At 71.4% G+C, this 24,338-nt stretch carries 19 protein-coding genes; 15 read left to right on the forward strand and 4 right to left on the reverse strand.

What is annotated here, in order from left to right; all coding sequences use genetic code 11:
• Nucleotides 1-128: 128 nt before the first annotated feature.
• The 4 genes from secD to CP984_RS34050 all read left to right on the forward strand — a co-directional run bounded on the left by secD (nucleotide 129) and on the right by CP984_RS34050 (nucleotide 6,427).
• Entirely contained in the window at nucleotides 129-1,919 is a 1,791-nt protein-coding gene (gene secD, locus CP984_RS34035) for a protein translocase subunit SecD (RefSeq protein WP_030178056.1), read from the forward strand.
• A gap of 1 nt (nucleotide 1,920) precedes the next feature.
• Complete coding sequence (secF, locus tag CP984_RS34040; protein WP_030178054.1) at nucleotides 1,921-3,075, forward strand: protein translocase subunit SecF; 1,155 nt, start codon at nucleotides 1,921-1,923, stop codon at nucleotides 3,073-3,075.
• Nucleotides 3,072-3,620 (forward strand): adenine phosphoribosyltransferase, encoded by a 549-nt coding sequence (locus tag CP984_RS34045; RefSeq protein WP_030178051.1) that lies wholly within the window; start codon nucleotides 3,072-3,074, stop codon nucleotides 3,618-3,620. Before secF ends, CP984_RS34045 begins: the two co-directional genes overlap by 4 nt.
• Before the next feature lie 290 nt (nucleotides 3,621-3,910).
• Nucleotides 3,911-6,427: a RelA/SpoT family protein gene (locus tag CP984_RS34050; protein ID WP_003984675.1), complete on the forward strand. Its 2,517-nt coding sequence runs from the start codon at nucleotides 3,911-3,913 to the stop codon at nucleotides 6,425-6,427.
• Between the two features lie 60 nt (nucleotides 6,428-6,487).
• Here CP984_RS34050 and CP984_RS34055 read toward each other — a convergent pair whose 3' ends face one another.
• Nucleotides 6,488-7,717, reverse strand: a complete 1,230-nt coding sequence (locus CP984_RS34055; RefSeq protein ID WP_003984676.1) for a DUF349 domain-containing protein — start codon at nucleotides 7,715-7,717, stop codon at nucleotides 6,488-6,490.
• Between the two features lie 252 nt (nucleotides 7,718-7,969).
• The gene (locus CP984_RS34060; protein ID WP_003984677.1) at nucleotides 7,970-8,797 is read right to left on the reverse strand and encodes a peptidylprolyl isomerase; all 828 of its coding nucleotides are present in this window, start codon (nucleotides 8,795-8,797) and stop codon (nucleotides 7,970-7,972) included.
• Nucleotides 8,798-8,952: 155 nt separating this feature from the next.
• Here CP984_RS34060 and CP984_RS34065 point away from each other — a divergent pair, with 155 nt between their 5' ends.
• The 4 genes from CP984_RS34065 to CP984_RS34080 all read left to right on the forward strand — a co-directional run bounded on the left by CP984_RS34065 (nucleotide 8,953) and on the right by CP984_RS34080 (nucleotide 13,243).
• The gene (locus CP984_RS34065) at nucleotides 8,953-9,672 is read left to right on the forward strand and encodes an MBL fold metallo-hydrolase (RefSeq protein WP_003984678.1); all 720 of its coding nucleotides are present in this window, start codon (nucleotides 8,953-8,955) and stop codon (nucleotides 9,670-9,672) included.
• A gap of 10 nt (nucleotides 9,673-9,682) precedes the next feature.
• Entirely contained in the window at nucleotides 9,683-10,945 is a 1,263-nt protein-coding gene (gene hisS / locus CP984_RS34070) for a histidine--tRNA ligase (RefSeq protein ID WP_003984679.1), read from the forward strand.
• Nucleotides 10,946-11,154: 209 nt separating this feature from the next.
• On the forward strand, nucleotides 11,155-11,799 hold the full coding sequence (locus tag CP984_RS34075; RefSeq protein ID WP_030178049.1) for a vitamin K epoxide reductase family protein: 645 nt from the start codon (nucleotides 11,155-11,157) through the stop codon (nucleotides 11,797-11,799).
• Nucleotides 11,800-11,887: 88 nt separating this feature from the next.
• Complete coding sequence (locus CP984_RS34080; RefSeq protein ID WP_003984681.1) at nucleotides 11,888-13,243, forward strand: replication-associated recombination protein A; 1,356 nt, start codon at nucleotides 11,888-11,890, stop codon at nucleotides 13,241-13,243.
• Between the two features lie 140 nt (nucleotides 13,244-13,383).
• Here the strand turns inward: CP984_RS34080 and CP984_RS34085 are convergent, their stop codons facing one another.
• Entirely contained in the window at nucleotides 13,384-14,142 is a 759-nt protein-coding gene (locus CP984_RS34085; protein ID WP_003984682.1) for a DUF2470 domain-containing protein, read from the reverse strand.
• A 185-nt stretch (nucleotides 14,143-14,327) separates the two neighbouring features.
• Here CP984_RS34085 and rpsD point away from each other — a divergent pair, with 185 nt between their 5' ends.
• Complete coding sequence (gene rpsD / locus CP984_RS34090) at nucleotides 14,328-14,939, forward strand: 30S ribosomal protein S4 (RefSeq protein ID WP_003984683.1); 612 nt, start codon at nucleotides 14,328-14,330, stop codon at nucleotides 14,937-14,939.
• Nucleotides 14,940-14,992: 53 nt separating this feature from the next.
• On the opposite strand, the gene CP984_RS34095 is transcribed toward rpsD, so the two are convergent.
• On the reverse strand, nucleotides 14,993-17,221 hold the full coding sequence (locus CP984_RS34095; protein ID WP_003984684.1) for an ATP-binding protein: 2,229 nt from the start codon (nucleotides 17,219-17,221) through the stop codon (nucleotides 14,993-14,995).
• A gap of 169 nt (nucleotides 17,222-17,390) precedes the next feature.
• Between CP984_RS34095 and CP984_RS34100 the strand changes: the two genes are divergently transcribed.
• The 6 genes from CP984_RS34100 to CP984_RS34130 all read left to right on the forward strand — a co-directional run bounded on the left by CP984_RS34100 (nucleotide 17,391) and on the right by CP984_RS34130 (nucleotide 24,243).
• Nucleotides 17,391-17,825: a DUF948 domain-containing protein gene (locus CP984_RS34100; RefSeq protein ID WP_030178044.1), complete on the forward strand. Its 435-nt coding sequence runs from the start codon at nucleotides 17,391-17,393 to the stop codon at nucleotides 17,823-17,825.
• An 8-nt stretch (nucleotides 17,826-17,833) separates the two neighbouring features.
• Nucleotides 17,834-18,187 (forward strand): DUF6167 family protein, encoded by a 354-nt coding sequence (locus CP984_RS34105; RefSeq protein WP_003984686.1) that lies wholly within the window; start codon nucleotides 17,834-17,836, stop codon nucleotides 18,185-18,187.
• Nucleotides 18,187-20,856, forward strand: a complete 2,670-nt coding sequence (gene alaS / locus CP984_RS34110) for an alanine--tRNA ligase (protein WP_003984687.1) — start codon at nucleotides 18,187-18,189, stop codon at nucleotides 20,854-20,856. The genes CP984_RS34105 and alaS overlap by 1 nt, the downstream gene beginning before the upstream one ends.
• Before the next feature lie 13 nt (nucleotides 20,857-20,869).
• Nucleotides 20,870-21,334 (forward strand): Holliday junction resolvase RuvX, encoded by a 465-nt coding sequence (ruvX, locus tag CP984_RS34115; protein ID WP_003984688.1) that lies wholly within the window; start codon nucleotides 20,870-20,872, stop codon nucleotides 21,332-21,334.
• Nucleotides 21,335-21,459: 125 nt separating this feature from the next.
• Nucleotides 21,460-23,301, forward strand: a complete 1,842-nt coding sequence (gene mltG / locus CP984_RS34125) for an endolytic transglycosylase MltG (protein WP_003984689.1) — start codon at nucleotides 21,460-21,462, stop codon at nucleotides 23,299-23,301.
• A 102-nt stretch (nucleotides 23,302-23,403) separates the two neighbouring features.
• Nucleotides 23,404-24,243, forward strand: coding sequence for a shikimate dehydrogenase (locus tag CP984_RS34130; RefSeq protein ID WP_003984690.1), 840 nt, complete (start codon nucleotides 23,404-23,406; stop codon nucleotides 24,241-24,243).
• The last annotated feature ends 95 nt before the right edge of the window (nucleotides 24,244-24,338 follow it).

Here is a 24,338-nt window from a genome sequence, read left to right on the forward strand (position 1 = left end):
CGCGCCGTTCGAGCGGTGCGCCGCGGTTCCCGGACGGTCTAGGCTCCGGCGGGGGCACGTCCCCACTACACTTCGTGGCCGCCCGGCACGGCACCGTGCCGGGCGGTTGGACAGGGAGATACGAGAAGGTGGCAGCACCGAAAAAGGGCCGCAGGTCTCCTGGGGGCCAGGGAAGGCCGGGGCGCACCCTGGTCCTGATCGTGATCGCCATGGTGGCGCTGGTCGGCGGCATGTTCGCCTCCGGGACCTCGACGCCCAGGCTGGGCATCGACCTCGCGGGCGGCACGAGCTTCACGCTCCAGGCGCGCAACCAGCCCGGCAAGCCCAACGCGATCAACGAGACCAACATGAAGACCGCCGCGGGCATCATGGAGCGGCGGGTCAACGGTCTCGGTGTGTCCGAGGCCGAGGTCCAGACCCAGGGCACCAACCACATCGTCGTCAACATCCCCAAGGGGACGGACGCGAAGCAGGCCCGCCAGCAGGTCGGTACCACCGCTCAGCTCGGCTTCCGGCCGGTGCTGACCGCCACCACCGGTGCGAAGACGCCGTCGGCCACCCCGAGCCCCTCCGCGAGCAGCGGCAAGAAGGGCGACGACAAGAAGGACGACAAGAAGGACGACAAGAAGGACGGCGAGAAGGCGGAAGGCAAGCCCTCCGCGACGCCGTCCGCGAGCAACACCACCCAGGGCCGCGCCGTGACCAGCGCCCTCAAGAAGGGCCCGGCCGAGACGCCGAGCGCCTCCGGCAGCCCCTCGGCCAAGCCGAGCGACTCCGCGTCGCCGCAGCCCTCCACCGGCGGGGACCAGATTCCGGCCGCGCTGCAGAAGCAGCTCGCCGACCTGGACTGCTCCACCCCCCAGGCGCGCTCGCAGGCCAGCGAGAAGGCCGCCAACGCCAAGCCCACCGACCAGGTCGTCTCCTGCAAGGAGGACGGCACACAGAAGTACGCGCTGGGCCCGGTCGCCGTCGAGGGCACCGACGTCAAGGACGCCTCCGCGGTGTTCGAGGCCCAGTCGGGCCAGGGCTGGATCGTCCAGATGGACTTCACCGGCGCCGGCGGCAAGAAGTTCGCGGACGTCACCGGCAAGCTCGCCGCCAAGCCGCAGCCGCAGAACCAGTTCGCCATCGTGCTCGACGGCCAGACCATCTCCGCCCCGTCGGTCAGCAAGGCCATCCCCGGCGGACAGGCCACCATCTCCGGCGGCTTCACCCAGCAGTCCGCCGAGGACCTGGCGAACATGCTGTCCTACGGTGCCCTGCCGCTCTCCTTCAAGATCGCCGACGAGACCACGGTCACCGCGGCGCTCGGCGGCGAGCAGCTGGAGGCGGGCCTGATCGCGGGCGCCATCGGCCTCGCGCTGGTCATCGTCTACCTGGTCGCCTACTACCGGGGCCTGGCGCTGGTCGCGCTGGCGAGCCTCGCGGTCTCCGCGATCCTGACGTACACGATCATGACGTTGCTGGGCCCGGCCATCGGCTTCGCGCTGAACCTGCCGGCCGTCTGCGGCGCCATCGTCGCCATCGGCATCACCGCCGACTCCTTCATCGTCTACTTCGAACGCATCCGGGACGAGATCCGCGAGGGCCGCACCCTGCGCCCGGCCGTCGAACGCGGCTGGCCGCGGGCCCGGCGCACGATCCTGGTCTCCGACTTCGTGTCGTTCCTGGCCGCGTTCGTGCTGTTCATCGTCACCGTCGGCAAGGTGAAGGGCTTCGCGTTCACGCTGGGCCTGACCACCCTCCTGGACGTCGTCGTGGTCTTCTTCTTCACCAAGCCCCTGATGACCCTGCTGGCCCGGCGCAAGTTCTTCGCCAACGGCCACCCCTGGTCCGGACTGGACCCCAAGCGCCTGGGCGCCAAGCCGCCGCTGCGCCGCCGTCGCACCACCGCCCCCACCGAGACGAAGGAGGCGTGAGATGTCGAAGCTCGGCAACATCGGCGCCCGGCTCTACCGCGGTGAGGTCGGTTACGACTTCATCGGCAAGCGGAAGATCTGGTACGGCATCTCGATCCTGATCACCATCACGGCCATCGTCGGCCTGGCGGTGCGCGGCCTGAACATGGGCATCGAGTTCTCCGGCGGCGCGGTCTTCACCACGCCGAAGACGAGCGTGTCCTCCTCCGAGGCGGAGCACAAGGCCGAGGCCGCGGCCGAGGGCCACCAGGCCGTGGTGCAAAAGCTCGGCAACGGCGGTCTGCGCATCCAGATCAGCGAGCTGGACACCGAACAGTCCGTGCCGGTGCAGGAGGCCCTGGCCAAGGACCTGAACGTCCCGGTCAAGGACATCAACACCCAGCTCGTCGGCCCCAGCTGGGGCGAGGAGATCGCCAACAAGGCGTGGATGGGCCTGGGGATCTTCATGGTCCTCGTGGTCATCTACCTGGCCATCGCCTTCGAGTGGCGGATGGCGCTGGCGGCCCTGATCGCGCTGATCCACGACCTGACGATCACCGTCGGCGTGTACGCGCTGGTCGGCTTCGAGGTCACCCCGGGCACCGTCATCGGTCTGCTGACGATCCTCGGTTACTCGCTCTACGACACCGTCGTGGTCTTCGACAGCCTCAAGGAAGCGTCGAGGGACGCCACCAAGCAGACCCGCTTCACCTACAGCGAGCTGGCCAACCGCAGCATCAACTCGACCCTGGTGCGGTCCATCAACACCACGGTCGTGGCGCTGCTGCCGGTCGCCGGTCTGCTGTTCGTCGGTGGCGGTCTGCTCGGCGCCGGGATGCTCAACGACATCTCGCTCGCCCTGTTCGTCGGCCTGGCGGCCGGCGCGTACTCCTCGATCTTCATCGCGACCCCGCTGGTCGCCGACCTCAAGGAGCGCGACCCGGCCATGAAGGCGCTGGCCAAGCGGGTGCGCCAGAAGCGTGCCGCGGCCGCCGCCAAGGCCGGCGGGGCGGAGCGGCCGGAGGGCGCCGCGGCGGACGCCGTGGACGAGGACGGCCCGCAGGACGCGGACGACGCCGAGGACACGGCGGCGGCCGGCAGCGGCATGGTCGGCCAGCGCCACCAGCCCGCGTCCCGGGGCCGCGGCCGCGGCCGCCCGTCGGGCAAGCGCCGGTGAGCGCCCCCGAGGGCCTGCGGGAGCTGCTGCTCAGCCGTATCGCGGACGTGCCCGACTATCCGAAGCCCGGCGTGGTCTTCAAGGACATCACGCCGCTGCTCGCCGACCCGGCCGCCTTCGGCGCGCTGACCGACGCGTTCGCCGCGCTGTGCGAGCGGTACGCGGCCGACAAGGTCGTGGGCCTGGAGGCGCGCGGGTTCATCCTGGCCGCTCCGGTGGCCGTACGGGCCGGCATCGGCTTCGTGCCCGTACGCAAGGCGGGCAAGCTGCCCGGGGCGACGCTCCGGCAGGCGTACGACCTGGAATACGGCACGGCCGAGATCGAGATCCACGCCGATGCCCTCAAGCCGGGCGACCGGGTGCTGGTCATCGACGACGTGCTGGCCACCGGCGGTACGGCCGAGGCGTCGCTGGAGCTCATCCGCCGGGCCGGGGCCGAGGTCGCGGGCGTCGCGGTCCTGCTGGAGCTGGGCTTCCTGGCCGGGCGGCAGCGGCTGGAGGCGGGCCTGAAGGGCGCTCCGGCGGAGGCCCTGATCACGGTCTGAGGTGACGGCGCCGTAGCGAAGCGGGCCCCGGGATCATCCTGGGGCCCGCTTCGGCGTACGGGGAACCGGAGCCGCCGGGTCCGGTGCCGAAGGGCGTCCATCGCGGGCTGAGGTCCTTCGTAACGCACAGGTAAAAGAGCGCTCGGAAACAAATTCGGATGCCCTTTTGTTGTGATCTGTCGCCATGTAAGGATCCGGAGGCTGCCCAGGAGCCACGGCTCCGAGGTCGCTACCATGGCACCCTGACCAGGTTCGTGGTCCTGAGGTCCGGACCGCCTTGAGGAGTGCTCTTGCCAGACGAGGCCCAGCCGCTTTCTCCCGGACTCCGCCCGGGGGCGTCGCAGTCCGCCCACCCGGACCGGCCCGGCCCCGCGGACGCGGCTGCCTCGGGAACGCAGAAGGCGCAGAAGCAGAGCGACGGCACCGGTGTGCCCCGGTCCCAGCCGCCCGCCGTCCGGCCCGCCGCGTCGCCCGTACCGGCCAAGCCCGCCCCGCCCGCCTACACCGGCCGCTCGGGCTCCTCGAACCGGGTACGGGCCCGCCTGGCCCGCCTCGGCGTGCAGCGGCAGAGCCCGTACAACCCCGTCCTGGAACCGCTGCTGCGGATCGTGCGCAGCAACGACCCCAAGATCGAGGCCGCCACGCTGCGGCAGGTCGAGCGCGCCTACCAGGTCGCCGAGCGCTGGCACCGCGGCCAGAAGCGCAAGAGCGGCGACCCGTACATCACCCACCCCCTCGCCGTCACCACGATCCTCGCCGAGCTGGGCATGGACCCGGCCACCCTCATGGCGGGCCTGCTGCACGACACCGTCGAGGACACCGAATACGGCCTGGACACCCTGCGCCGCGACTTCGGCGACCAGGTCGCGCTGCTGGTGGACGGCGTCACCAAGCTGGACAAGGTCAAGTTCGGCGAGGCCGCGCAGGCCGAGACCGTGCGCAAGATGGTCGTGGCGATGGCCAAGGACCCGCGGGTCCTGGTGATCAAGCTGGCCGACCGGCTGCACAACATGCGCACCATGCGCTACCTCAAGCGCGAGAAGCAGGAGAAGAAGGCCCGCGAGACGCTGGAGATCTACGCTCCGCTGGCGCACCGCCTGGGCATGAACACCATCAAGTGGGAGCTGGAGGACCTCGCCTTCGCGATCCTCTACCCCAAGATGTACGACGAGATCGTGCGGCTCGTAGCCGAGCGCGCCCCCAAGCGGGACGAGTACCTGGCCATAGTGACCGACGAGGTCCAGGCCGACCTGCGCGCGGCGCGCATCAAGGCCACCGTCACCGGGCGGCCCAAGCACTACTACAGCGTCTACCAGAAGATGATCGTGCGGGGCCGCGACTTCGCCGAGATCTACGACCTGGTGGGCATCCGCGTCCTCGTCGACACCGTCCGCGACTGCTACGCGGCGCTCGGCACCGTCCACGCCCGGTGGAACCCGGTCCCGGGGCGGTTCAAGGACTACATCGCGATGCCCAAGTTCAACATGTACCAGTCGCTGCACACGACCGTGATCGGTCCCAGCGGCAAGCCGGTCGAGCTGCAGATCCGTACGTTCGACATGCACCGGCGCGCGGAGTACGGCATCGCCGCGCACTGGAAGTACAAGCAGGAGGCCGTGGCCGGCGCGTCCAAGGTGCGGACCGACGTGCCGAAGAACAAGGCCGACGGCCAAGACACGGTCAACGACATGGCGTGGCTGCGCCAGCTGCTGGACTGGCAGAAGGAGACCGAGGACCCGGGCGAGTTCCTGGAGTCGCTGCGCTTCGACCTGTCCCGCAACGAGGTCTTCGTCTTCACGCCGAAGGGTGACGTCATAGCGCTGCCCGCCGGTGCCACTCCCGTGGACTTCGCGTACGCCGTCCACACCGAGGTCGGCCACCGGACGATAGGCGCCCGGGTCAACGGGCGGCTCGTCCCGCTCGAATCGACCCTGGACAACGGCGACCTCGTGGAGGTCTTCACCTCCAAGGCGCCCGGCGCGGGACCCTCCCGCGACTGGCTGGGCTTCGTGAAGTCCCCGCGCGCCCGCAACAAGATCCGCGCGTGGTTCTCCAAGGAGCGCCGCGACGAGGCCATCGAGCAGGGCAAGGACGCCATCGCCCGCGCGATGCGCAAACAGAACCTGCCGATCCAGCGCATCCTGACCGGCGACTCGCTGGTCACCCTCGCCCACGAGATGCGCTACCCGGACATCTCGTCCCTGTACGCCGCCATCGGCGAGGGCCATGTCACGGCGCAGAGCGTCGTACAGAAGCTGGTCCAGGCGCTCGGCGGGCAGGACGAGGCGACCGAGGACATCGCCGAGTCCACCCCGATCCGCCCGCGCTCCAAGCGGCGCTCCAGCGCCGACCCGGGCGTGGTGGTCAAGGGCGTCGACGACGTGTGGGTGAAGCTGGCCCGCTGCTGTACGCCGGTGCCGGGCGACCCGATCATCGGCTTCGTCACCCGCGGCAACGGCGTCTCGGTGCACCGCGCCGACTGCGTCAACGTCGACTCGCTGTCCAAGCAGCCGGAACGCATCCTCGACGTCGAGTGGGCGCCCACCCAGTCCTCGGTCTTCCTGGTCGCCATCCAGGTCGAGGCGCTGGACCGCTCCCGGCTGCTGTCGGACGTCACGCGCATCCTCTCCGACCAGCACGTCAACATCCTGTCCGCGGCCGTCCAGACCTCCCGCGACCGGGTGGCCACCTCCCGCTTCACCTTCGAGATGGGCGACCCGAAGCATCTGGGGCACGTCCTGAAGGCGGTACGGAGCGTGGAGGGCGTGTACGACGTGTACCGGGTGACGTCGGCGCGCAGGCCGTAACGATCACGTACGAGGGCCCCGGTACGAAGGTTCGTACCGGGGCCCTCGGCTGTGGCCTGGTCAGCCGCCGAACTCCTCAAGACCCTTCAGGGCCTGGTCCAGCAGCGCCTGCCGGCCCTCCAGCTCGCGGGCGAGCTTGTCCGCCTTGGCGTCGTTGCCCGCCGCGCGCGCCGCGTCGATCTGCTTCTGCAGCTTGTCGACCGCGTCCTGGAGCTGCCCGGTCAGACCCGCCGCACGCGCCCGCGCCTCCGGGTTGGTGCGCCGCCACTCGGCTTCCTCGGACTCCTGGATGGCCCGCTCGACGGCGTGCATCCGGCCCTCGATCTTCGGACGGGCGTCCCGCGGTACGTGGCCGATGGCCTCCCACCGCTCGTTGATCGAACGGAACGCGGCCCGCGCCGCCTTCAGATCCTGGACGGGCAGCAGCTTCTCGGCCTCGGCGACCAGCTCCTCCTTGCGCGTCAGGTTCTCCCGCTGCTCGGCGTCGCGCTCCGCGAACACCTCGCTGCGCGCCTGGAAGAAGATGTCCTGGGCGCCGCGGAAGCGGTTCCACAGGTCGTCCTCGTGCTCGCGCTGGGCGCGGCCCGCGGCCTTCCAGTCCGCCATCAGCTCGCGGTAGCGGGCCGCGGTCGGCCCCCAGTCCGTCGAGCCGGACAGCGCCTCGGCCTCGGCGACCAGCCGCTCCTTGGTCTTGCGGGCCTCCTCGCGCTGGGCGTCCAGCGAGGCGAAGTGCGCCTTGCGCCGCTTGGAGAACGCCGAGCGGGCGTGCGAGAAGCGGTGCCACAACTCGTCGTCGGACTTGCGGTCCAGGCGCGGCAGGCTCTTCCAGGAGTCCACCAGGGCCCGCAGCCGCTCGCCGGCCGCCCGCCACTGCTCGCTGGCCGCCAGCTCCTCGGCCTCGGCGACCAGCTTCTCCTTGGCCTGCCGGGCCTCGTCGCTCTGCCGCGCCTTTTGGGCCTTGCGTTCCTCGCGGCGCGCCTCGACATCGGCGACCAGCTGGTCCAGCCGCTTGCGCAGGGCGTCGAGGTCGCCCACCGCGTGGTGCTCGTCGATCTGCTGCCGCAGATGGCCGATCGCGGCCATCGCGTCCTTGGCGGACAGATCGGTGGTCCTGACCCGCCGTTCGAGGAGGCCGATCTCTACGACCAGGCCCTCATACTTGCGCTCGAAGTAGGCGAGGGCCTCTTCGGGGGTTCCCGCCTGCCACGATCCGACGACCTGCTCGCCGTCGGCGGTACGCACGTACACGGTCCCCGTCTCGTCGACGCGGCCCCATGGGTCGCTGCTCACAGCGCCTCCTCCACATGATGCCGACGGGAGCGCGTCGCCCCCCGGCATCGTCCACAGTTTCTGTCCGGCGGGGCAGCGCCCCGGCCGGTCCGACGGGTGTCTTGCGGGTGCGGGTGGCAGCCGTCGGAGCAGGCACCCTACACAACGCCAATCTAGGCGACCGGCGGGCCGGCTGTCCGCATCCAGCGCGACCGAAATTTCGCGGTTCGCCACACCGCGCGGGCGGCTCCGGCGTGCCCGGGGGCGCGCCGGTCAGGATTTCCCGACCGTCGCCCGGTTGATCACCACCGTCGCGTTGGGCGCGGTGTTGCCCGTCGACGGATCGGGCGTCGAGCCCGCCCCGGCGATCTTCTTCAGGACGTCCATGCCCTCGGTGACGGTGCCGAAGGGCGTGTAGTTCGGGGGCAGCTTGCTGTCCTGGTAGACGAGGAAGAACTGGCTGCCGCCGCTGTTGCGGGTCTTGTCGCTCTTGCCGTCGTAGCGGTTGGCCATCGCGACCGTGCCCGCCGGATAGACGTCGCCCTTGAGCTTCGGGTCCTTCAGGTTCTCGTCCGGGATCGTGTAGCCGGGCGTGCCCGCGCCGGTGCCGGTCGGGTCACCGCACTGCAGGACGTAGATGCCCTCGTCGACCAGGCGGTGGCACTTGCTGTGGTCGAAGAACTTCTCGCCCGCCAGGAAACTGAAGGAGTTGACGGTGTGCGGCGCCTTCGCGGCGTCCAGCTTGATCCCTATGTCGCCGCAGGTCGTCTCCAGCTTCATCGCGTAGGCGGCGGAGGTGTCGACGGACATCTCCGGCTCCTTCTTCCAGGTCTTCTTGGAGGGGGAGCCCGGGGCCGGCTTGCCGCACGGGTCGGCGGCCTTGCTCGGGCTCGGCGCCGCGGCGTCCGTGGTGCCGCCGTCGCCGCCGGCCAGCCCGATCGAGGCGTACGCCGCCGCGCCCGCGGCCAGCGCGACCGCCAGGGCCGACGCGACGATCACATTGCGGCGCTTGGCCTTGCGCCGGGCCGCGTCCCGCCGCTGCTGCTGGCGCTCGTACTTCTCACGGGCGAGCTGCCGCCGCCGTTGATCGCTGCTGACCACCGGTCGTCTCCTAGGTGTGCGCTGAGGTCTGCCGTGGGCCGTACCGTATACGGGTTCGCCCGGGTGGGAGTGCCGCCGGTAGGCTCTGGAACAGCCGAAATCTTCCGGATCGCCGTGGGCGATCCGTCCGCCGCCGTCGAATGTTGAGGACGAACGTGCTCATTGCCGGGTTCCCCGCCGGGGCCTGGGGGACCAACTGTTACCTGGTCGCCCCGGCCGCGGGTGAGGAGTGCGTGATCATCGACCCGGGCCACCGGGCCGCACAGGGCGTCGAGGAAGCGCTGAAGAAGCACCGGCTCAAGCCCGTCGCCGTCGTCCTCACCCACGGCCACATCGACCATGTCGCCTCGGTCGTCCCGGTGTGCGGCGCGCACGACGTGCCCGCGTGGATCCACCCCGAGGACCGCTACATGATGAGCGACCCGGAGAAGGCGCTCGGCACCTCCATCGGGCAGCAGCTCATGGGCGAGCTGACCGTGGGGGAGCCGGACGACGTCAAGGAGCTGGGCGACGGCGCGAAGCTGGAGCTGGCCGGGCTGGAGTTCTCGGTCGCGCACGCACCGGGCCATACCAAGGGGTCGGTGACCTTCCGGATGCCCGAGCAGGCGGACGTTCCGCCGGTCTTCTTCTCGGGCGACCTGCTGTTCGCCGGCTCCATCGGACGTACCGACCTGCCGGGCGGCGACCACGCCGAGATTCTGCGGTCGCTGGAGCGCGTATGCCTGCCGCTCCAGGACGAGACCGTCGTGCTGTCCGGCCACGGCCCCCAGACCACCATCGGCCGCGAGCGCGCCACCAACCCGTTCCTGCGGGAGGTGGCCGCCGGCCTCGGAGACGGCGCACCGCACCGCCCGGCTCCGCGACGAGGAATGTGACGAGAACTTCGTGAGCACCTTCAAGGCCCCCAAGGGCACCTACGACCTGATCCCGCCGCAGTCCGCCACCTACCTGGCGGTCCGCGACGCGATCTCCGGACCTCTCAAGCGCTCCGGGTACGGGTACATCGAGACGCCCGGCTTCGAGAACGTCGAGCTGTTCGCGCGCGGCGTCGGCGAGTCCACCGACATCGTGACCAAGGAGATGTACGCCTTCGAGACCAAGGGCGGCGACAGGCTCGCGCTGCGCCCCGAGGGCACCGCCTCCGTCCTGCGCGCCGCGCTGGAGGCCAACCTCCACAAGGCGGGCAACCTCCCCGTCAAGCTCTGGTACTCCGGCTCGTACTACCGCTACGAGCGTCCGCAGAAGGGCCGCTACCGCCACTTCTCCCAGGTCGGCGCGGAGGCCATCGGCGCCGAGGACCCGGCGCTGGACGCCGAGCTGATCATCCTGGCCAACGACGCCTACCGCTCGCTGGGCCTGAAGAACTTCCGCATCCTGCTGAACTCGCTCGGCGACAAGGAGTGCCGCCCCGTCTACCGGGCCGCCCTCCAGGAGTTCCTGTACGGGCTCGACCTGGACGAGGACACCCGCCGCCGCGCCGAGATCAACCCGCTGCGGGTGCTGGACGACAAGCGCCCGGACGTGCAGAAGCAGCTCGTCGGCGCGCCGCTGCTGCGCGACCACCTGTGCGAGGCGTGCAAGGCGTACCACGAGCAGGTGCGCGAGCTGCTGACCGCGGCGGGCGTCGCGTACGAGGACGACCCGAAGCTGGTGCGCGGGCTGGACTACTACACCCGTACGACTTTCGAGTTCGTCCACGACGGCCTGGGCTCGCAGTCCGCGGTCGGCGGCGGCGGGCGCTACGACGGCCTGTCCGAGATGATCGGCGGCCCCGCGCTGCCGTCGGTGGGCTGGGCGCTCGGCGTGGACCGCACGGTCCTCGCGCTGGAGGCCGAGGGCGTCGAGCTGGAGCTGCCCGCGAGCACCGCGGTCTTCGCCGTGCCGCTCGGCGAGGAGGCCCGCCGGACGCTGTTCGGCACGGTCACCGAGCTGCGCCGGGCCGGGGTCGCCACCGACTTCGCGTACGGCGGCAAGGGCCTGAAGAACGCCATGAAGTCGGCGAACCGCTCGGGCGCCCGCTTCGCGGTCGTCGCGGGTGAGCGCGATCTGGCCGAAGGCGTCGTCCAGCTCAAGGACCTGGAGAGCGGCGAGCAGACCCCGGTCGCGCTGGACGCGGTCGTGGAAGAGGTCCGCCGCCGGCTCGGCTGATCCCGTCCGCCTCTGTACGGGGCGCCCGTGATCGGGTAGGAGGCCCCCTTCCGGCCGTCCACCGCGCTGTGCGCGCGGTGGCTCGGAAGGGGGCCTTTATGCGCAGCGAACGGTGGTCGCGTGTCCGGTTGGGGCAGAATGAGGGCCCGGCGCGCGCCAGTTGGAACGCGCTCTCCGCTCACTCCCCAAGGCACCGACGGAACGGCGATATGACGACGACAGTGCTTGACGACGTGTCCACCGGCGACGATCACCCGCGCCGTGGCGGCGGCCCGACCGGTTCGGGACGGGGGCTGGCCTGGCTGCTGGTGGTCACCAGCGCTCTGGGGCTGCTCGCGTCCTGGGTGATCACCTTGGACAAGATCGAGCTGCTGAAGGACCCGAACTTCAAGCCGGCCTGCAGCCTGAGCCCGATCGTCTCCTGCGGCAGCGTGATGCAGAGCCCGCAGGCCGAGGTCTTCGGCTTCCCCAACCCGGTCGCCGGCCTCATCGCCTTCGGCGTGGTCATCGGGATCGGTGTCGGACTGCTCGCGGGCGCCCGCTACCGCGCCTGGTACTGGATCGGCCTGAACATCGGCACCCTCGCGGGCTCCGTCTTCTGCATGTGGCTGATGTCGCAGTCGCTGTACGTGATCAACTCGCTGTGCCTGTGGTGCACGCTGACCTGGTGCGTCACGATCCTGATGTTCTGGTACACCACCGTGCACAACCTCAAGCACGGGATCATCCCGGCGCCGGAGGGGCTGCGCAAGGCGGTGCTGGAGTTCCACTGGGTCGTGCCGGTGCTCTGGTACGGCGTGATCGCGCTGCTGATCCTCACCAAGTGGTGGTCCTACTGGAGCAGCCTGATCTGAGCCACCGCACGCGGCCGGGGGCCGATCGGCGCGGGTGCCGATCGGCCCCCGGCCGCGTTGTCAGTGGGGTGGATTAGGCTCTGAAACCGTGGAGCCCGACCTGTTCACCGCCGCTGCCGAAGACCGCCAGGAGAAAGACCCCGCGGGGTCGCCCCTCGCCGTACGGATGCGTCCGCGCACCCTCGACGAGGTCGTCGGCCAGCAGCACCTGCTCAAGCCGGGCTCGCCCCTGCGCCGCCTGGTCGGCGAGGGCAACGGCGGCCCCGCCGGACCGTCCTCCGTCTTCCTGTGGGGCCCGCCCGGCATCGGCAAGACGACGCTCGCGTACGTGGTCAGCCAGGCCACCAACAAGCGCTTCGTGGAGCTGTCGGCGATCACCGCCGGCGTCAAGGAGGTGCGCGCCGTCATCGACGGCGCCCGCCGCGCCTCCGGCGGCTACGGCAAGGAGACCGTCCTCTTCCTCGACGAGATCCACCGATTCAGCAAGGCCCAGCAGGACTCCCTGCTGCCCGCGGTCGAGAACCGCTGGGTGACGCTGATCGCCGCGACGACCGAGAACCCGTACTTCTCGGTGATCTCCCCGCTGCTCTCCCGCTCCCTCCTGCTGACGCTCGAACCGCTCACCGACGACGACCTGCGCGGCCTGCTCAAGCGCGCGCTGACCGACGCGCGGGGGCTGGCGGGCGCGGTCACGCTGCCCGAGGACACCGAGGCGCATCTGCTGCGCATCGCCGGCGGCGACGCCCGCCGCGCGCTCACGGCCCTGGAGGCCGGGGCCGGGTCCGCGATCTCCAAGGGCGAGAAGGAGATCACCCTCCAGACCCTGGAGGAGTCCGTCGACCGGGCCGCCGTGAAGTACGACCGGGCCGGTGACCAGCACTACGACGTCGCCAGCGCCCTGATCAAGTCCATCCGCGGCTCGGACGTGGACGCGGCGCTGCACTATCTCGCGCGGATGATCGAGGCGGGGGAGGACCCGCGGTTCATCGCCCGGCGGCTGATGATCTCGGCGAGCGAGGACATCGGGCTGGCCGACCCGTCGGCGCTGCAGACCGCGGTGGCCGCCGCCCAGGCCGTCGCGATGATCGGCTTCCCGGAGGCCCGGATCACGCTCAGCCAGGCCACCATCGCGCTGGCGCTGGCCCCCAAGTCCAATGCGGCCTATCTGGCGATCGACGCGGCCCTCGCGGACGTACGGGCCGGACTCGCGGGCCCCGTGCCGCCGCACCTGCGCGACAGCCATTACAAGGGCGCCGAGAAACTGGGGCACGGCAAGGGGTATCAGTACCCCCACGACCTGCCCGGTGGCATCGCGGCCCAGCAGTACGCACCCGACGAGGTGCACGGCAAGCGGTATTACACGCCTACGCGGTACGGCTCCGAGGCGCGGTACGCCGATGTGACCGAGCGGGTGCGGAGCCGCCTGCGCGGCGAGGAGCCGTAGTCGGCCGTGCCCCCGGGGCTTCGGCCCGTCGCCGGGCGTCGGGCCCGTCGCGGCTGACGGCCGTCCTCAAGCGCCGGACGGGCTGGCGGCGCACGGGCTCGAGGCGAACCGAGCCCGTCCGGCGATGGCGGATCTACGGTTCACCCGGAAGCCGCCGCGTCGAACAGCGTGTGCATCGCGCGGCGCAGTTCCGAGACGTCCCGGACCGGGGTCGGGAAGTCGAAGCGGGCGTCGAAGGAGCGGTGGGCGGCGTCGGTGAAGCGGACGCGCAGGCCGAAGCGGTCCAGGGCCACCGGTACGGCGCGGTCGCGGAAGTCCCAGGCGCGCCGGGAGCGCTCGCCGAGCAGGGTGCACAGGCCGCGTACCTGGTCGCTGTGGGCCGAGTGGAGGTGCTGGAGCAGTTCCGCCTCGTGGGCCGCCAGCGGGTCCGGCTCGGCCGCGGCGAACTCCTCCGGTTCCACGGACTGCGCGCCCCACAGGTCGTCCACGGCGGCCTCGCCGACCTCCATGCGCAGCATCATCCAGGCGGGCCGCCCGAACATGCCCGGCGCCGGGTCCGGCTGGAGGGCCTCGCCGATGCCGAGCAGTTCGCCGACGGGGTGCCGCTCGGCGAGCAGCATCGCGGCGCGGGCGCGCTCGTCGTTGCGTACGGGGGTGAGCCAGCCGGCGATCCAGGCCCGGCCGCGGATGCGGTGCGGCACCGAGACGGGTGCCACGTCGGTGATCTCCATCACGGCGGTGAGGTCGTCGTCCTGGGCGTGTGCGGCGGCCCGGGCGGCCGCGGAGTCCCCGGGAACCAGCAGGAGCACGTCACCGGCACCGGTGACCGTACGGCATACTGGTGCGGAGAGTCCGGCGTCGTCGGGGTCCTCGATTCCGGGGATGCCGAGCGAGGCCATACCATTGGACTCGACGAGGGTTCGTACGCGCTCGGCGGCGGTAGGTTGCTGGGCGTCTTCCACGGGACGCGGCTGACCCATCCCAGTGCTCTGACCAGCACCGGGGAGGGGGATCCCAGGTCGAAACATGCGTTCTCCTCGCAGTAAGGTAAGCCTAACCTAACTTACACGGAGGTCTGTTCCACGTGAACCAGTCGCGTCCCAAGGTCAAGAAGTCGCGCGCGCTCGGCATCGCGCTGACGCCGAAGGCCGTCAAGTACTTCGAGGCCCGTCCCTACCCGCCCGGCGAGCACGGCCGTGGCCGCAAGCAGAACAGTGACTACAAGGTCCGTCTGCTGGAGAAGCAGCGTCTGCGCGCTCAGTACGACATCAGCGAGCGTCAGATGGTGCGCGCCTACGACCGCGCTCGGAAGGTCGAAGGCAAGACAGGCGAAGCGCTGATCATCGAGCTTGAGCGCCGTCTGGACGCGCTCGTCCTGCGTTCGGGCATCGCCCGGACGATCTACCAGGCCCGTCAGATGGTCGTCCACGGCCACATCGCGGTCAACGACCGCAAGGTCGACAAGCCGTCCTTCCGCGTCCGTCCCGACGACGTCGTGATGGTCCGCGAGCGCAGCCGCGAGAAGCACCCCTTCCAGGTCGCGCGTGAGGGTGGCTACGCCCCCGAGGGCGAGACCCCCCGCTACCTGCAGGTCAACCTCAAGGCCCTGGCCTTCCGCCTGGACCGTGACCCGCAGCGCAAGGAGATCCCGGTGATCTGCGACGAGCAGCTCGTCGTCGAGTACTACGCCCGCTGATCCAGGCGTAGTCACCGCACGGCCGCGCGCCCCGCGCGCGGCCGGCCGCGTGCTCAGCCCGCCGTCTCCCCGCCGTTCGCGGACGGGGAGGCGGCGGGTTCGTCCGTTTCCGGGGGCGGTTCCGGTCCCGTACCGGAGCGCGGACCCAAGACGGGACCGTCCGGCCGGGACGACGCGTCACCGCCGAGGATCCGGGCGGCCGTCGCGTCCAGGTCGAGCAGGGCGCCTTCCCGCAGACAGTGCCCGTACCGCTCGGCCCCCAGCGCCTCCCGCGCCCGCTCCTCGCACAGCCGGTGCGGCTGGTTGAAATGGTGCGAGCCGAACAGCGGCAGCCCCACCGAGGGCCAGATCCGCCCGGCGGCCCCCTGGAGCAGCGCCGCCTCCGCCGGATCGCCCTCGCCGAGCGTGACCAGCGCCAGCAGCTCGATGGCCAGCACCGCGCCCAGCAGGTCGTGGAAGGCGTGGTCGATGGCCAGGCACTCGGTCAGCAGGGCACGGGCCCGCGCCGCATCGTCACGGCTCCAGGCCGCGTAGCCCAGTACGTACAGCGCGTATGCCAGGGTCCACCGCTCCCCGTGGTCGTCGCAGACCTGCCGTACGTCCTCGCACAGCCGCACCGCCTGTCCGAGGTCGCCCTGGAACGCCACCGCCATCGCCAGCTCGACCTGTCCCATCAGCACGTTGCTGTTGAGCTCGCCGATCTCCCGGTAGCGGCCGAGCGCGTCGCGCAGCAGCCGCTCGGCGCGGGGCATGTCGTCGCGGACCAGCGCCAGACAGCCGGTGCGGTGCAGGGCGTACGCGGCGGCGGTGGCGTTGTCGGTGCGCTCCGCGCCCTCGCGGCACTCCTGGAGGGCGATCGTCGCGCCGACCACGTCGCCCTGGAGCACCGCCACGTACCCGGCCACCCACAGCGCCTTCAGCCGGGCGTCGTCGTGGTCGCCCTCCAGCTCCAGGGAGCGGTCGAGCCAGTGCCGCCCTTCCGAGAGCCGCCCGCACCCCACCCAGTAGAACCACAGCGTGCCCGCCAGGTACTGGCCCAGGTGCGCGTCCCCGGTGCTGTCGAGGCTGTATTCCAGCGCGACCCGCAGATTCGGCAGTTCGCACTCGATACGGGCGGCCACCTCGGCCTGCCGCGGGCTGAACCAGTCCAGCTCGCACCAGGTCGCCAGGCCCACGTACCAGTCGCGGTGCCGCCGGCGCAGCCGCTCGGCGTCGCCCGCCGCGTCCAGCCAGCCCGCCCCGTACTCCCGGACGGTGTCCAGCATCCGGTGGCGCACGCCCGCCGGGGTCTCCTCCCGTACGACGACCGACTGGGCCACCAGTTCCCCGAGCACGTCGACCAGCTCGTCCGCGGGCAGGTCCGGGCCCGAGCAGACGTACTCGGCCGCGTCCAGGTCGAACTGTCCGGCGAAGACCGACAGCCGTGCCCACAGCAGGCGCTCGGCGGGCGTGCACAGCTCGTGGCTCCAGCCGATGGCCGTCCGCAGCGTCCGGTGGCGGCACTCGGCCGCGCCCCGCGGGGGCGAGAGGCCCGCGCGGGTGCCGGGGTAGCCGCCGGTCAGCAGCCGGAAGCGGTCGTCGAGCCGGGCCAGCACCTGTTCCACCGACAGGGCCCGCAGCCGCCCGGCGGCCAGTTCGAGCGCGAGCGGGATGCCGTCCAGGCGGCGGCACAGTTCGGCGACGGCGGCCTCGCCCGACGCGTCCGTGGTGAAGCCGGGGACCACGGCCGCGGCCCGGTCGTGGAACAGGTCCGCCGCGTCCGGGCCGTCCATCGGGGGCAGCGGCAGGTTCTGCTCGCCGGGCAGGCCGAGCGGGCGCCGGCCCGCGGCCAGTACGCGCAGGCCGGGCGCGCGCCGCAGCAGGTCGGCGGCGAGGTCGGCGCAGTCGTCGACCAGGTGCTCGTAGCCGTCCAGGACGAGCAGCAGGTCGCGGCCCGCGAGGTGGTCGCGCAGCGCGGCGCGCGGCGGCCGTCCGGTGTGGTCGGCGAGGCCCAGCGCCTCGGCGACCGCGTGGTCCAGCAGGTGCCCGTGGCGCAGCGGGGCCAGTTCGGCCAGCCACACCCCATCGCAGAAGCGATCCTGCAAGATCGTGGCAGCGTGCCTGGCGAGCCGGGACTTCCCCACGCCGCCGACCCCGGTGAGCGTCACCAGCCGGGCGGAATCCAGATGCCCGGCCAGCGCGGCGAGTTCGCCGTCGCGGCCGATGAACCGGGTCAGCTCCGCGGGCAGATTGCCGGGCACCCGCAGGCGCGCGGAGGAAGGACGGGGCAGGGAGCGTCGCATGGGACACGGAGCGTACTCGTAGGTGTGCGGACCGTACAATCGCCCGGCGGTGGGCCCCGCGCCGCACGGGGAAGGCGGTACGGGCGCGCGCCCGCGGCGCGATAGGCTCGGGACCTGCCGTTCGAGCAGGACGCAACCGGAACAGAATCAGTCGGAGAGTGGTGCCAACGTGACCGGTGGAGAGGTGGCCGGGATCCTCGTGGCCGTCTTCTGGGCGATCCTCGTGTCCTTCCTCGCCCTCGTGCTGGTGAGGCTCGCACAGACGCTCAAGGCGACGACCAGGATGGTCGCCGAGGTGTCCGAGCAGGCCGTACCGCTGCTGGCCGACGCGTCCGCGACCGTCCGCTCCGCGCACACCCAGCTCGCCCGGGTCGACGCCATCGCCTCCGACGTCCAGGAGGTCACCGCCAACGCCTCCGCGCTCTCCTCGACCGTCTCCTCCGCGTTCGGCGGACCCCTGGTCAAGGTCGCGGCGTTCGGCTACGGCGTGCGCCGCGCGATCGGCAGGAAGGGCGCACCGCCCGAGCCGAAGCGCACCGTCGTCGGCCGTACCCTGCCCGCCGCCCGCCGCGGCGGGCGCCGCAACCGTCGCTCCAAGGACTGATCGCCGCGATGTTCCGCCGCGCATTCTGGTTCACCACCGGCGCCGCCGCCGGGGTGTGGGCCACCACCAAGGTCAACCGCAAGCTGCGCAAGCTCCAGCCCGACAGCCTCGCGGCGCAGGCCGCCGACAAGGCCGTCGAGACCGGACACCGGCTGCGCCAATTTGCAGTGGACGTACGCACGGGAATGTCGGACCGTGAGGGGCAGCTGTACGAAGCCCTGGGCCTGACGGACCGGGGCGACGCACGCGAGCTGCCCGCCGCGCGCTCCCGCGCCGCACTCGAAACGCCGCAGTACCAGATCACGCAGCACCGAACGATTACCCCCGGCCCGACCGGACCGACCGGAAAAGAGGACCACTGATGGAGTCGGCTGAAATCCGCCGCCGCTGGCTGCGCTTCTTCGAGGAGCGCGGGCACACCGTCGTGCCGTCGGCGTCGCTCATCGCGGACGACCCGACGCTGCTGCTGGTCCCCGCGGGCATGGTGCCCTTCAAGCCGTACTTCCTCGGCGAGGTCAAGCCGCCGTGGCCGCGCGCCACCAGCGTCCAGAAGTGCGTGCGCACGCCGGACATCGAAGAGGTCGGCAAGACCACCCGGCACGGCACGTTCTTCCAGATGTGCGGCAACTTCTCCTTCGGCGACTACTTCAAGGAAGGCGCCATCAAGTACGCCTGGGAGCTGCTGACCAGCTCGCAGGACGACGGCGGCTACGGCCTGGACCCGGAGAAGCTCTGGATCACCGTCTACCTGGACGACGACGAGGCCGAGCGCATCTGGCACGAGGTCGTCGGGGTGCCCAAGGAGCGCATCCAGCGCCTGGGCAAGAAGGAGAACTACTGGTCCATGGGCGTCCCGGGCCCCTGCGGCCCGTGCTCCGAGATCAACTACGACCGCGGCCCGGAATTCGGCGTCGAGGGCGGCCCGGCCGTCAACGACGAGCGGTACGTGGAGATCTGGAACCTGGTCTTCATGCAGTACGAGCGCGGCGCGGGCACCGGCAAGGAGGACTTCGAGATCCTCGGTGAACTGCCGAGCAAGAACATCGACACCGGCCTCGGCCTGGAACGCCTGGCGATGATCCTCCAGGGCGTCCGCAACATGTACGAGACCGACACGCTGCGCGTCGTCATCGACAAGGCCGGCGACCTGACCGGCGTGAGCTACGGCGCCGCCGCCGACACCGACGTGTCGCTGCGCGTGGTCGCCGACCACATGCGTACGTCCACCATGCTCATCGGCGACGGCGTCACCCCCGGCAACGAGGGCCGCGGCTATGTGCTGCGCCGCATCATGCGCCGCGCCATCCGCAACATGCGCCTGCTCGGCGCCACCGGCCCGGTCGTCGCCGACCTGCTGGACGTGGTCATCAAGACGATGGGCCAGCAGTACCCGGAGCTTCTGGAGGACCGCAAGCGCATCGAGACGGTCGCGCTCGCCGAGGAGGCCGCCTTCCTCAAGACGCTCAAGGCCGGCACCAACATCCTCGACACCGCCGTCACCGAGACCAAGGCCGCCGGCAGCACGGTGCTCCCCGGCGACAAGGCGTTCCTGCTCCACGACACCTGGGGCTTCCCCATCGACCTCACCCTCGAAATGGCCGCCGAACAGGGCCTTTCGGTGGACGAGAACGGCTTCCGCCGGCTGATGAAGGAGCAGCGGGAGCGCGCCAAGGCCGACGCCCAGGCCAAGAAGCACGGCCACGCCGACCTGTCCGCCTACCGCGAGGTGGCCGACCGCTCCGGCTCCACCGTCTTCACCGGCTACACCCACACCGAGGGCGAGTCCTCCGTCGTCGGCCTGCTGGCCAACGGCGTGTCGGCCCCCGCGGCCCAGGAGGGCGACGAGGTCGAGGTCGTCCTGGACCGCACCCCCTTCTACGCCGAGGGCGGCGGCCAGCTCGCCGACACCGGCCGGATCAAGCTGGAGTCCGGCGCCGTCGTCGAGGTCCGCGACGTGCAGCAGCCGGTGCCCGGCGTCACGGTGCACAAGGGCGTCGTCCAGGTCGGCGAGGTCGTGGTCGGCTCGCCCGCGTACGCCACCATCGACGTCAAGCGCCGCCGGGCCATCGCCCGCGCCCACAGCGCCACCCACCTGACCCACCAGGCGCTGCGCGACGCGCTCGGCCCCACGGCCGCCCAGGCCGGTTCGGAGAACTCCCCGGGCCGCTTCCGCTTCGACTTCGGCTCGCCGGCCGCCGTGCCCGGCACGGTCCTGACCGACGTGGAGCAGCGCATCAACGAGGTGCTCTCCCGCGAACTGGACGTCCAGGCCGAGGTCATGAGCATGGAGGACGCCAAGAAGCAGGGCGCCATCGCCGAGTTCGGCGAGAAGTACGGCGACCGGGTGCGCGTGGTGACCATCGGCGACTTCTCCAAGGAGCTGTGCGGCGGCACCCACGTGGCCAACACCGCCCAGCTGGGCCTGGTCAAGCTGCTCGGCGAGTCCTCCATCGGCTCCGGCGTACGCCGCGTGGAGGCCCTGGTCGGCGTGGACGCGTACAACTTCCTCGCCCGTGAGCACACCGTCGTCTCGCAGCTGACCGAGCTGGTCAAGGGCCGCCCCGAGGAGCTGCCCGAGAAGATCTCCGGCGTGCTGGCCAAGCTCAAGGAGGCCGAGAAGGAGATCGAGCGCTACCGCGCCGAGAAGGTCCTCCAGGCCGCCGCCGGGCTGGCCCAGGAGGCCAAGGACGTACGGGGCGTCGCGCTGGCCGCCGCCCAGGTCGCCGACGGCACCTCCGCCGACGACCTGCGCAAGCTGGTGCTGGACGTGCGCGGCCGCATCCCGGGCGACCGCCCGGCCGTGGTCGCCCTGTTCACCGTGGCCAACGGCCGCCCGCTGACCGTGATCGCCACCAACGAGGCCGCCCGCGAGCGCGGCATCAAGGCCGGTGACCTGGTCCGTACGGCCGCCAAGACGCTCGGCGGCGGTGGCGGCGGCAAGCCGGACGTGGCCCAGGGCGGCGGCCAGAACGCCGCCGCGGTGCCCGAGGCCATCGAGGCCGTCGAGCGCCTCGTGGCCGAGGCGGCCTGAGCGCGTGAGTGAGATGCGGCGCGGCAGGCGCCTCGCCATCGACGTCGGTGACGCCCGGATCGGGGTCGCCTCGTGCGACCCCGACGGGGTCCTCGCGACCCCCGTGGAGACGGTGCCGGGCCGGGACGTCCCGGCCGCGCACCGGCGCCTGAAGGCGATCGTCGAGGAGTACGAGCCCATCGAGGTCGTCGTCGGCCTGCCCCGCTCCCTGAACGGGGGAGAGGGGCCGGCCGCGGCCAAGGTGCGGGCCTTCGCGCAGGAGATGGCGCGGGGGATCGCTCCGGTGGCGGTACGCCTGGTCGATGAGCGCATGACAACCGTCACAGCCACGCAGGGCCTGCGGGCCTCCGGGGTGCGCAGCAAGAAGGGCCGCTCCGTGGTGGATCAGGCCGCTGCGGTGGTCATTCTCCAGAGTGCACTGGAGACCGAACGGGTGTCCGGTCACCCACCCGGCGAGAGCGTCGAAGTGGTCATCTGATCGCGGTACGGTAACGTTCCGCGCGACGTCGCGGCGGATCGAACAACCGCACGTGCAGAAAGAGGCGGTCGGTACCGCAGGCGCTGCCACCCAGGAGCGCACCGCCTCGCGGCTCTAGGGGATCGATGACTGAGTATGGCCGGGGCTACGGCTCCGAACCGTGGCATCCGGACGACCCTCTCTACGGAGACCAGGGTCGATACGGAGGCCGGCCGCAACGGCCCCAGCAGGGTTCCTACGAAGGGCAGTACGGCGACCCGCACCAGCAGCAGGCCGCCTACGGAGGCCAGCCGCAGGGCGGCCAGCAGCAGCACTACGGTCAGCAGCCGCACGGCCAGCAGCACCAAGGGCAGCACCCTCAGGGCCAGCGGCACCAGGGGCAGCACCCCCACGGCCAGCAGCAGCCCCAGTGGGATGAGCTGTCCGGCCCGTATCCGGCCCAGCAGCAGTACAACGGCGGCTGGGACGCCTCCCAGGGCGGTGCCCCGTACGACCCGTACGGCCAGCAGCCGCCCGTCGACCCGTACAGCGGCCAGAGCCCCGACTACTACGGCACCCAGGACGCGTACCCGCCGCCGCAGCCGCAGCACCTGCGCCGGCAGCAGGGCGGGCAGCACGACCCGCAGGGCCAGGGCGAGCAGGGCGAGCAGGTCGGCCAGACGGCGCAGTTCGAGGCAGTGCGCCCGGAGCAGCTGCGCCAGCCCCCGCACCCCTCCCCGCCCGGCGACGACTTCCGGGCCGCTCCCGGACCCGAGCAGGACGAGCAGGTCCGGGACCCGGCGCACTCGTTCTTCAAGGACGACCCGGACGGCGACGACGATGACGACGACCCGCGCGAGGAGCGCCGGGCCGGCCGGGAGCGCCGCGGCAAGGGCGGCAAGAAGGGCAAGAAGCGCAGCCGTACGGCCTGCCTGGTCGTCGCAGGCGTCTTCCTCGTCGGCGGCGGCGCGGTCGCCTACTTCGGCTACGACTTCCTGATGAGCCACTTCGGCCCGGCCCCCGACTACGAGGGCGAGGGCAGCGGGGACGTACAGGTCCAGATCCCGCCGGACACCTCCATCATGAAGATGGGCCTGATCCTCAAGAGCGCGGGCGTGGTCAAGAGCGCCGACGCCTTCACCGAGGCGGCGAACGAGAACGGCCAGGGCAAGCGGCTCCAGGCCGGCGCCTACTCGCTGCGCAAGCAGATGTCGGCGGCGTCCGCGGTCAAGCTGATGCTGGACCCCAAGAGCCGCAACGGCCTCACCGTCCGCGAGGGCCTGCGCAACGGCGCCGTCTACGACCTGATCGACAAGAAGCTGCACCTGAACCCCGGTACGACCAAGGACGTGGCGCGCTCCGAGGCCAAGAACCTGGGGCTGCCCTCCTGGGCGAACAGCAATCCGAAGATCAAGGACCCGCTGGAGGGCTTCCTCTACCCCTCCACGTACAGCGTCAGCGGCAAGGCCAAGCCGGCCGAGGTCCTCAGGGAGATGGTGGCGCGGGCCAACCGGGAGTACGCCAAGTACGACCTGGAGGAGAACGCTAAGAAGTTCGGCCTCAAGTCGCCGCTGGACCTCATCACGGTCGCCAGCCTCACCCAGGCCGAGGGCATCACCCACGACGACTTCCGCAAGATGGCCGCGGTCGTCTACAACCGGCTCGCGACGAGCAACACGGTCACCAATCAGAAGCTCGAATTCGACTCGACGTACAACTACCTGAAGAACCAGAGCAAGATCGACATCGGTACGCGCGAGATCCGCAACTACGACGACCCGTACAACACGTACTTCTACAAGGGCCTGCCGCCGGGACCGATCGGCAACCCCGGCGAGGACGCGCTGAAGGCGTCGATCGACCCGGACCAGAGCGCCAAGTGGCTGTTCTTCATCTCCATCGACGGGAAGAAGACGGACTTCACGACCAACCTCAAGGACCACGAGAAACTGGTCCAGGAGTTCAACAAGCGCAAGCGCCAGTCGTAGGCCCCGGTGTCCGGCCGCCGCGGGGCGGCGGCCGGCCCGGGGCGCCCCGGCCGCCGCGGGACGGTTCGTCTATCGTTTCGCGGGTCCGAGCTGAGGAGCACCATGTCCAGTGAAGTCCAGGTCCGCCGCCGGGCGGCGGTCCTCGGGTCGCCCATCGCCCACTCCCTGTCCCCGGTGCTGCACCGGGCCGCCTATGCCGAACTGGGCCTGGCCGACTGGGAGTACGGCCGCCACGAGATCGACGAGGCCGCACTGCCCGGCTTCATGGAGCGGCTGGACGGCACATGGGCGGGCCTGTCCCTGACCATGCCGCTCAAGCGGGCGGTGATCCCGCTGCTGGACGCGATCAGTGACACCGCCGCCTCCGTCGAGGCCGTGAACACCGTCGTCTTCACCGAGGACGGGCGGCGCACCGGCGACAACACCGACATCCCCGGCATGCTGGCCGCGCTGCGCGAGCGCGGTGTCCACGAGGTCGAAGGCGCGGCCGTGCTGGGCGCCGGCGCCACCGCCTCCTCCGCGCTCGCCGCGCTGTCCCGGATCTGCACGGGCGAGGTGACCGCGTACGTACGCAGCGAGGCGCGGGCCGCGGAGATGCGCGGCTGGGGCGAACGGCTGGGCGTCACCGTGCGTACGGCCGACTGGTCGAAGGCGGCCGCGGCCTTCGATGCGCCGCTGGTCATCGCCACCACCCCGGCCGGAACCACCGACGCGCTGGCCGCCGCCGTGCCGGAGCGGCCCGGCACCCTCTTCGACGTGCTGTACGAGCCGTGGCCGACCGCCCTGGCCGCGGCCTGGAGCACCCGCGGCGGCGCGGTCGTGGGCGGCCTGGACCTCCTCGTCCACCAGGCCGTACTGCAGGTGGAGCAGATGACCGGCCGCTCCCCGGCCCCGCTGGCGGCGATGCGCGCGGCGGGGGAGGCGGCGCTCGGCGGACGGTGACCCGCCCGGTGTGTCCACCGCCGGTCCGCTTCCTGGACGGGGAGCGGTCCGCCGGGGCGGACGTGGGAGGATCAGGGGAAGACTGTTCGCGCAGT

The organism is Streptomyces rimosus (assembly GCF_008704655.1).
Classification (GTDB): domain Bacteria; phylum Actinomycetota; class Actinomycetes; order Streptomycetales; family Streptomycetaceae; genus Streptomyces; species Streptomyces rimosus.

What these genes read in the sequence shown, in the direction of transcription:
- ruvX (WP_003984688.1), top strand. Translation starts at nt 20,870, where the DNA reads ATGCGGCGCGGCAGGCGCCTCGCCATCGACGTCGGTGACGCCCGGATC.
- alaS (WP_003984687.1), top strand. Translation starts at nt 18,187, where the DNA reads ATGGAGTCGGCTGAAATCCGCCGCCGCTGGCTGCGCTTCTTCGAGGAG.
- secF (WP_030178054.1), top strand. Translation starts at nt 1,921, where the DNA reads ATGTCGAAGCTCGGCAACATCGGCGCCCGGCTCTACCGCGGTGAGGTC.
- CP984_RS34085 (WP_003984682.1), bottom strand. Translation starts at nt 14,142, where the DNA reads ATGGCCTCGCTCGGCATCCCCGGAATCGAGGACCCCGACGACGCCGGA.
- CP984_RS34130 (WP_003984690.1), top strand. Translation starts at nt 23,404, where the DNA reads ATGTCCAGTGAAGTCCAGGTCCGCCGCCGGGCGGCGGTCCTCGGGTCG.
- CP984_RS34095 (WP_003984684.1), bottom strand. Translation starts at nt 17,221, where the DNA reads ATGCGACGCTCCCTGCCCCGTCCTTCCTCCGCGCGCCTGCGGGTGCCC.
- mltG (WP_003984689.1), top strand. Translation starts at nt 21,460, where the DNA reads ATGACTGAGTATGGCCGGGGCTACGGCTCCGAACCGTGGCATCCGGAC.
- CP984_RS34075 (WP_030178049.1), top strand. Translation starts at nt 11,155, where the DNA reads ATGACGACGACAGTGCTTGACGACGTGTCCACCGGCGACGATCACCCG.
- CP984_RS34105 (WP_003984686.1), top strand. Translation starts at nt 17,834, where the DNA reads ATGTTCCGCCGCGCATTCTGGTTCACCACCGGCGCCGCCGCCGGGGTG.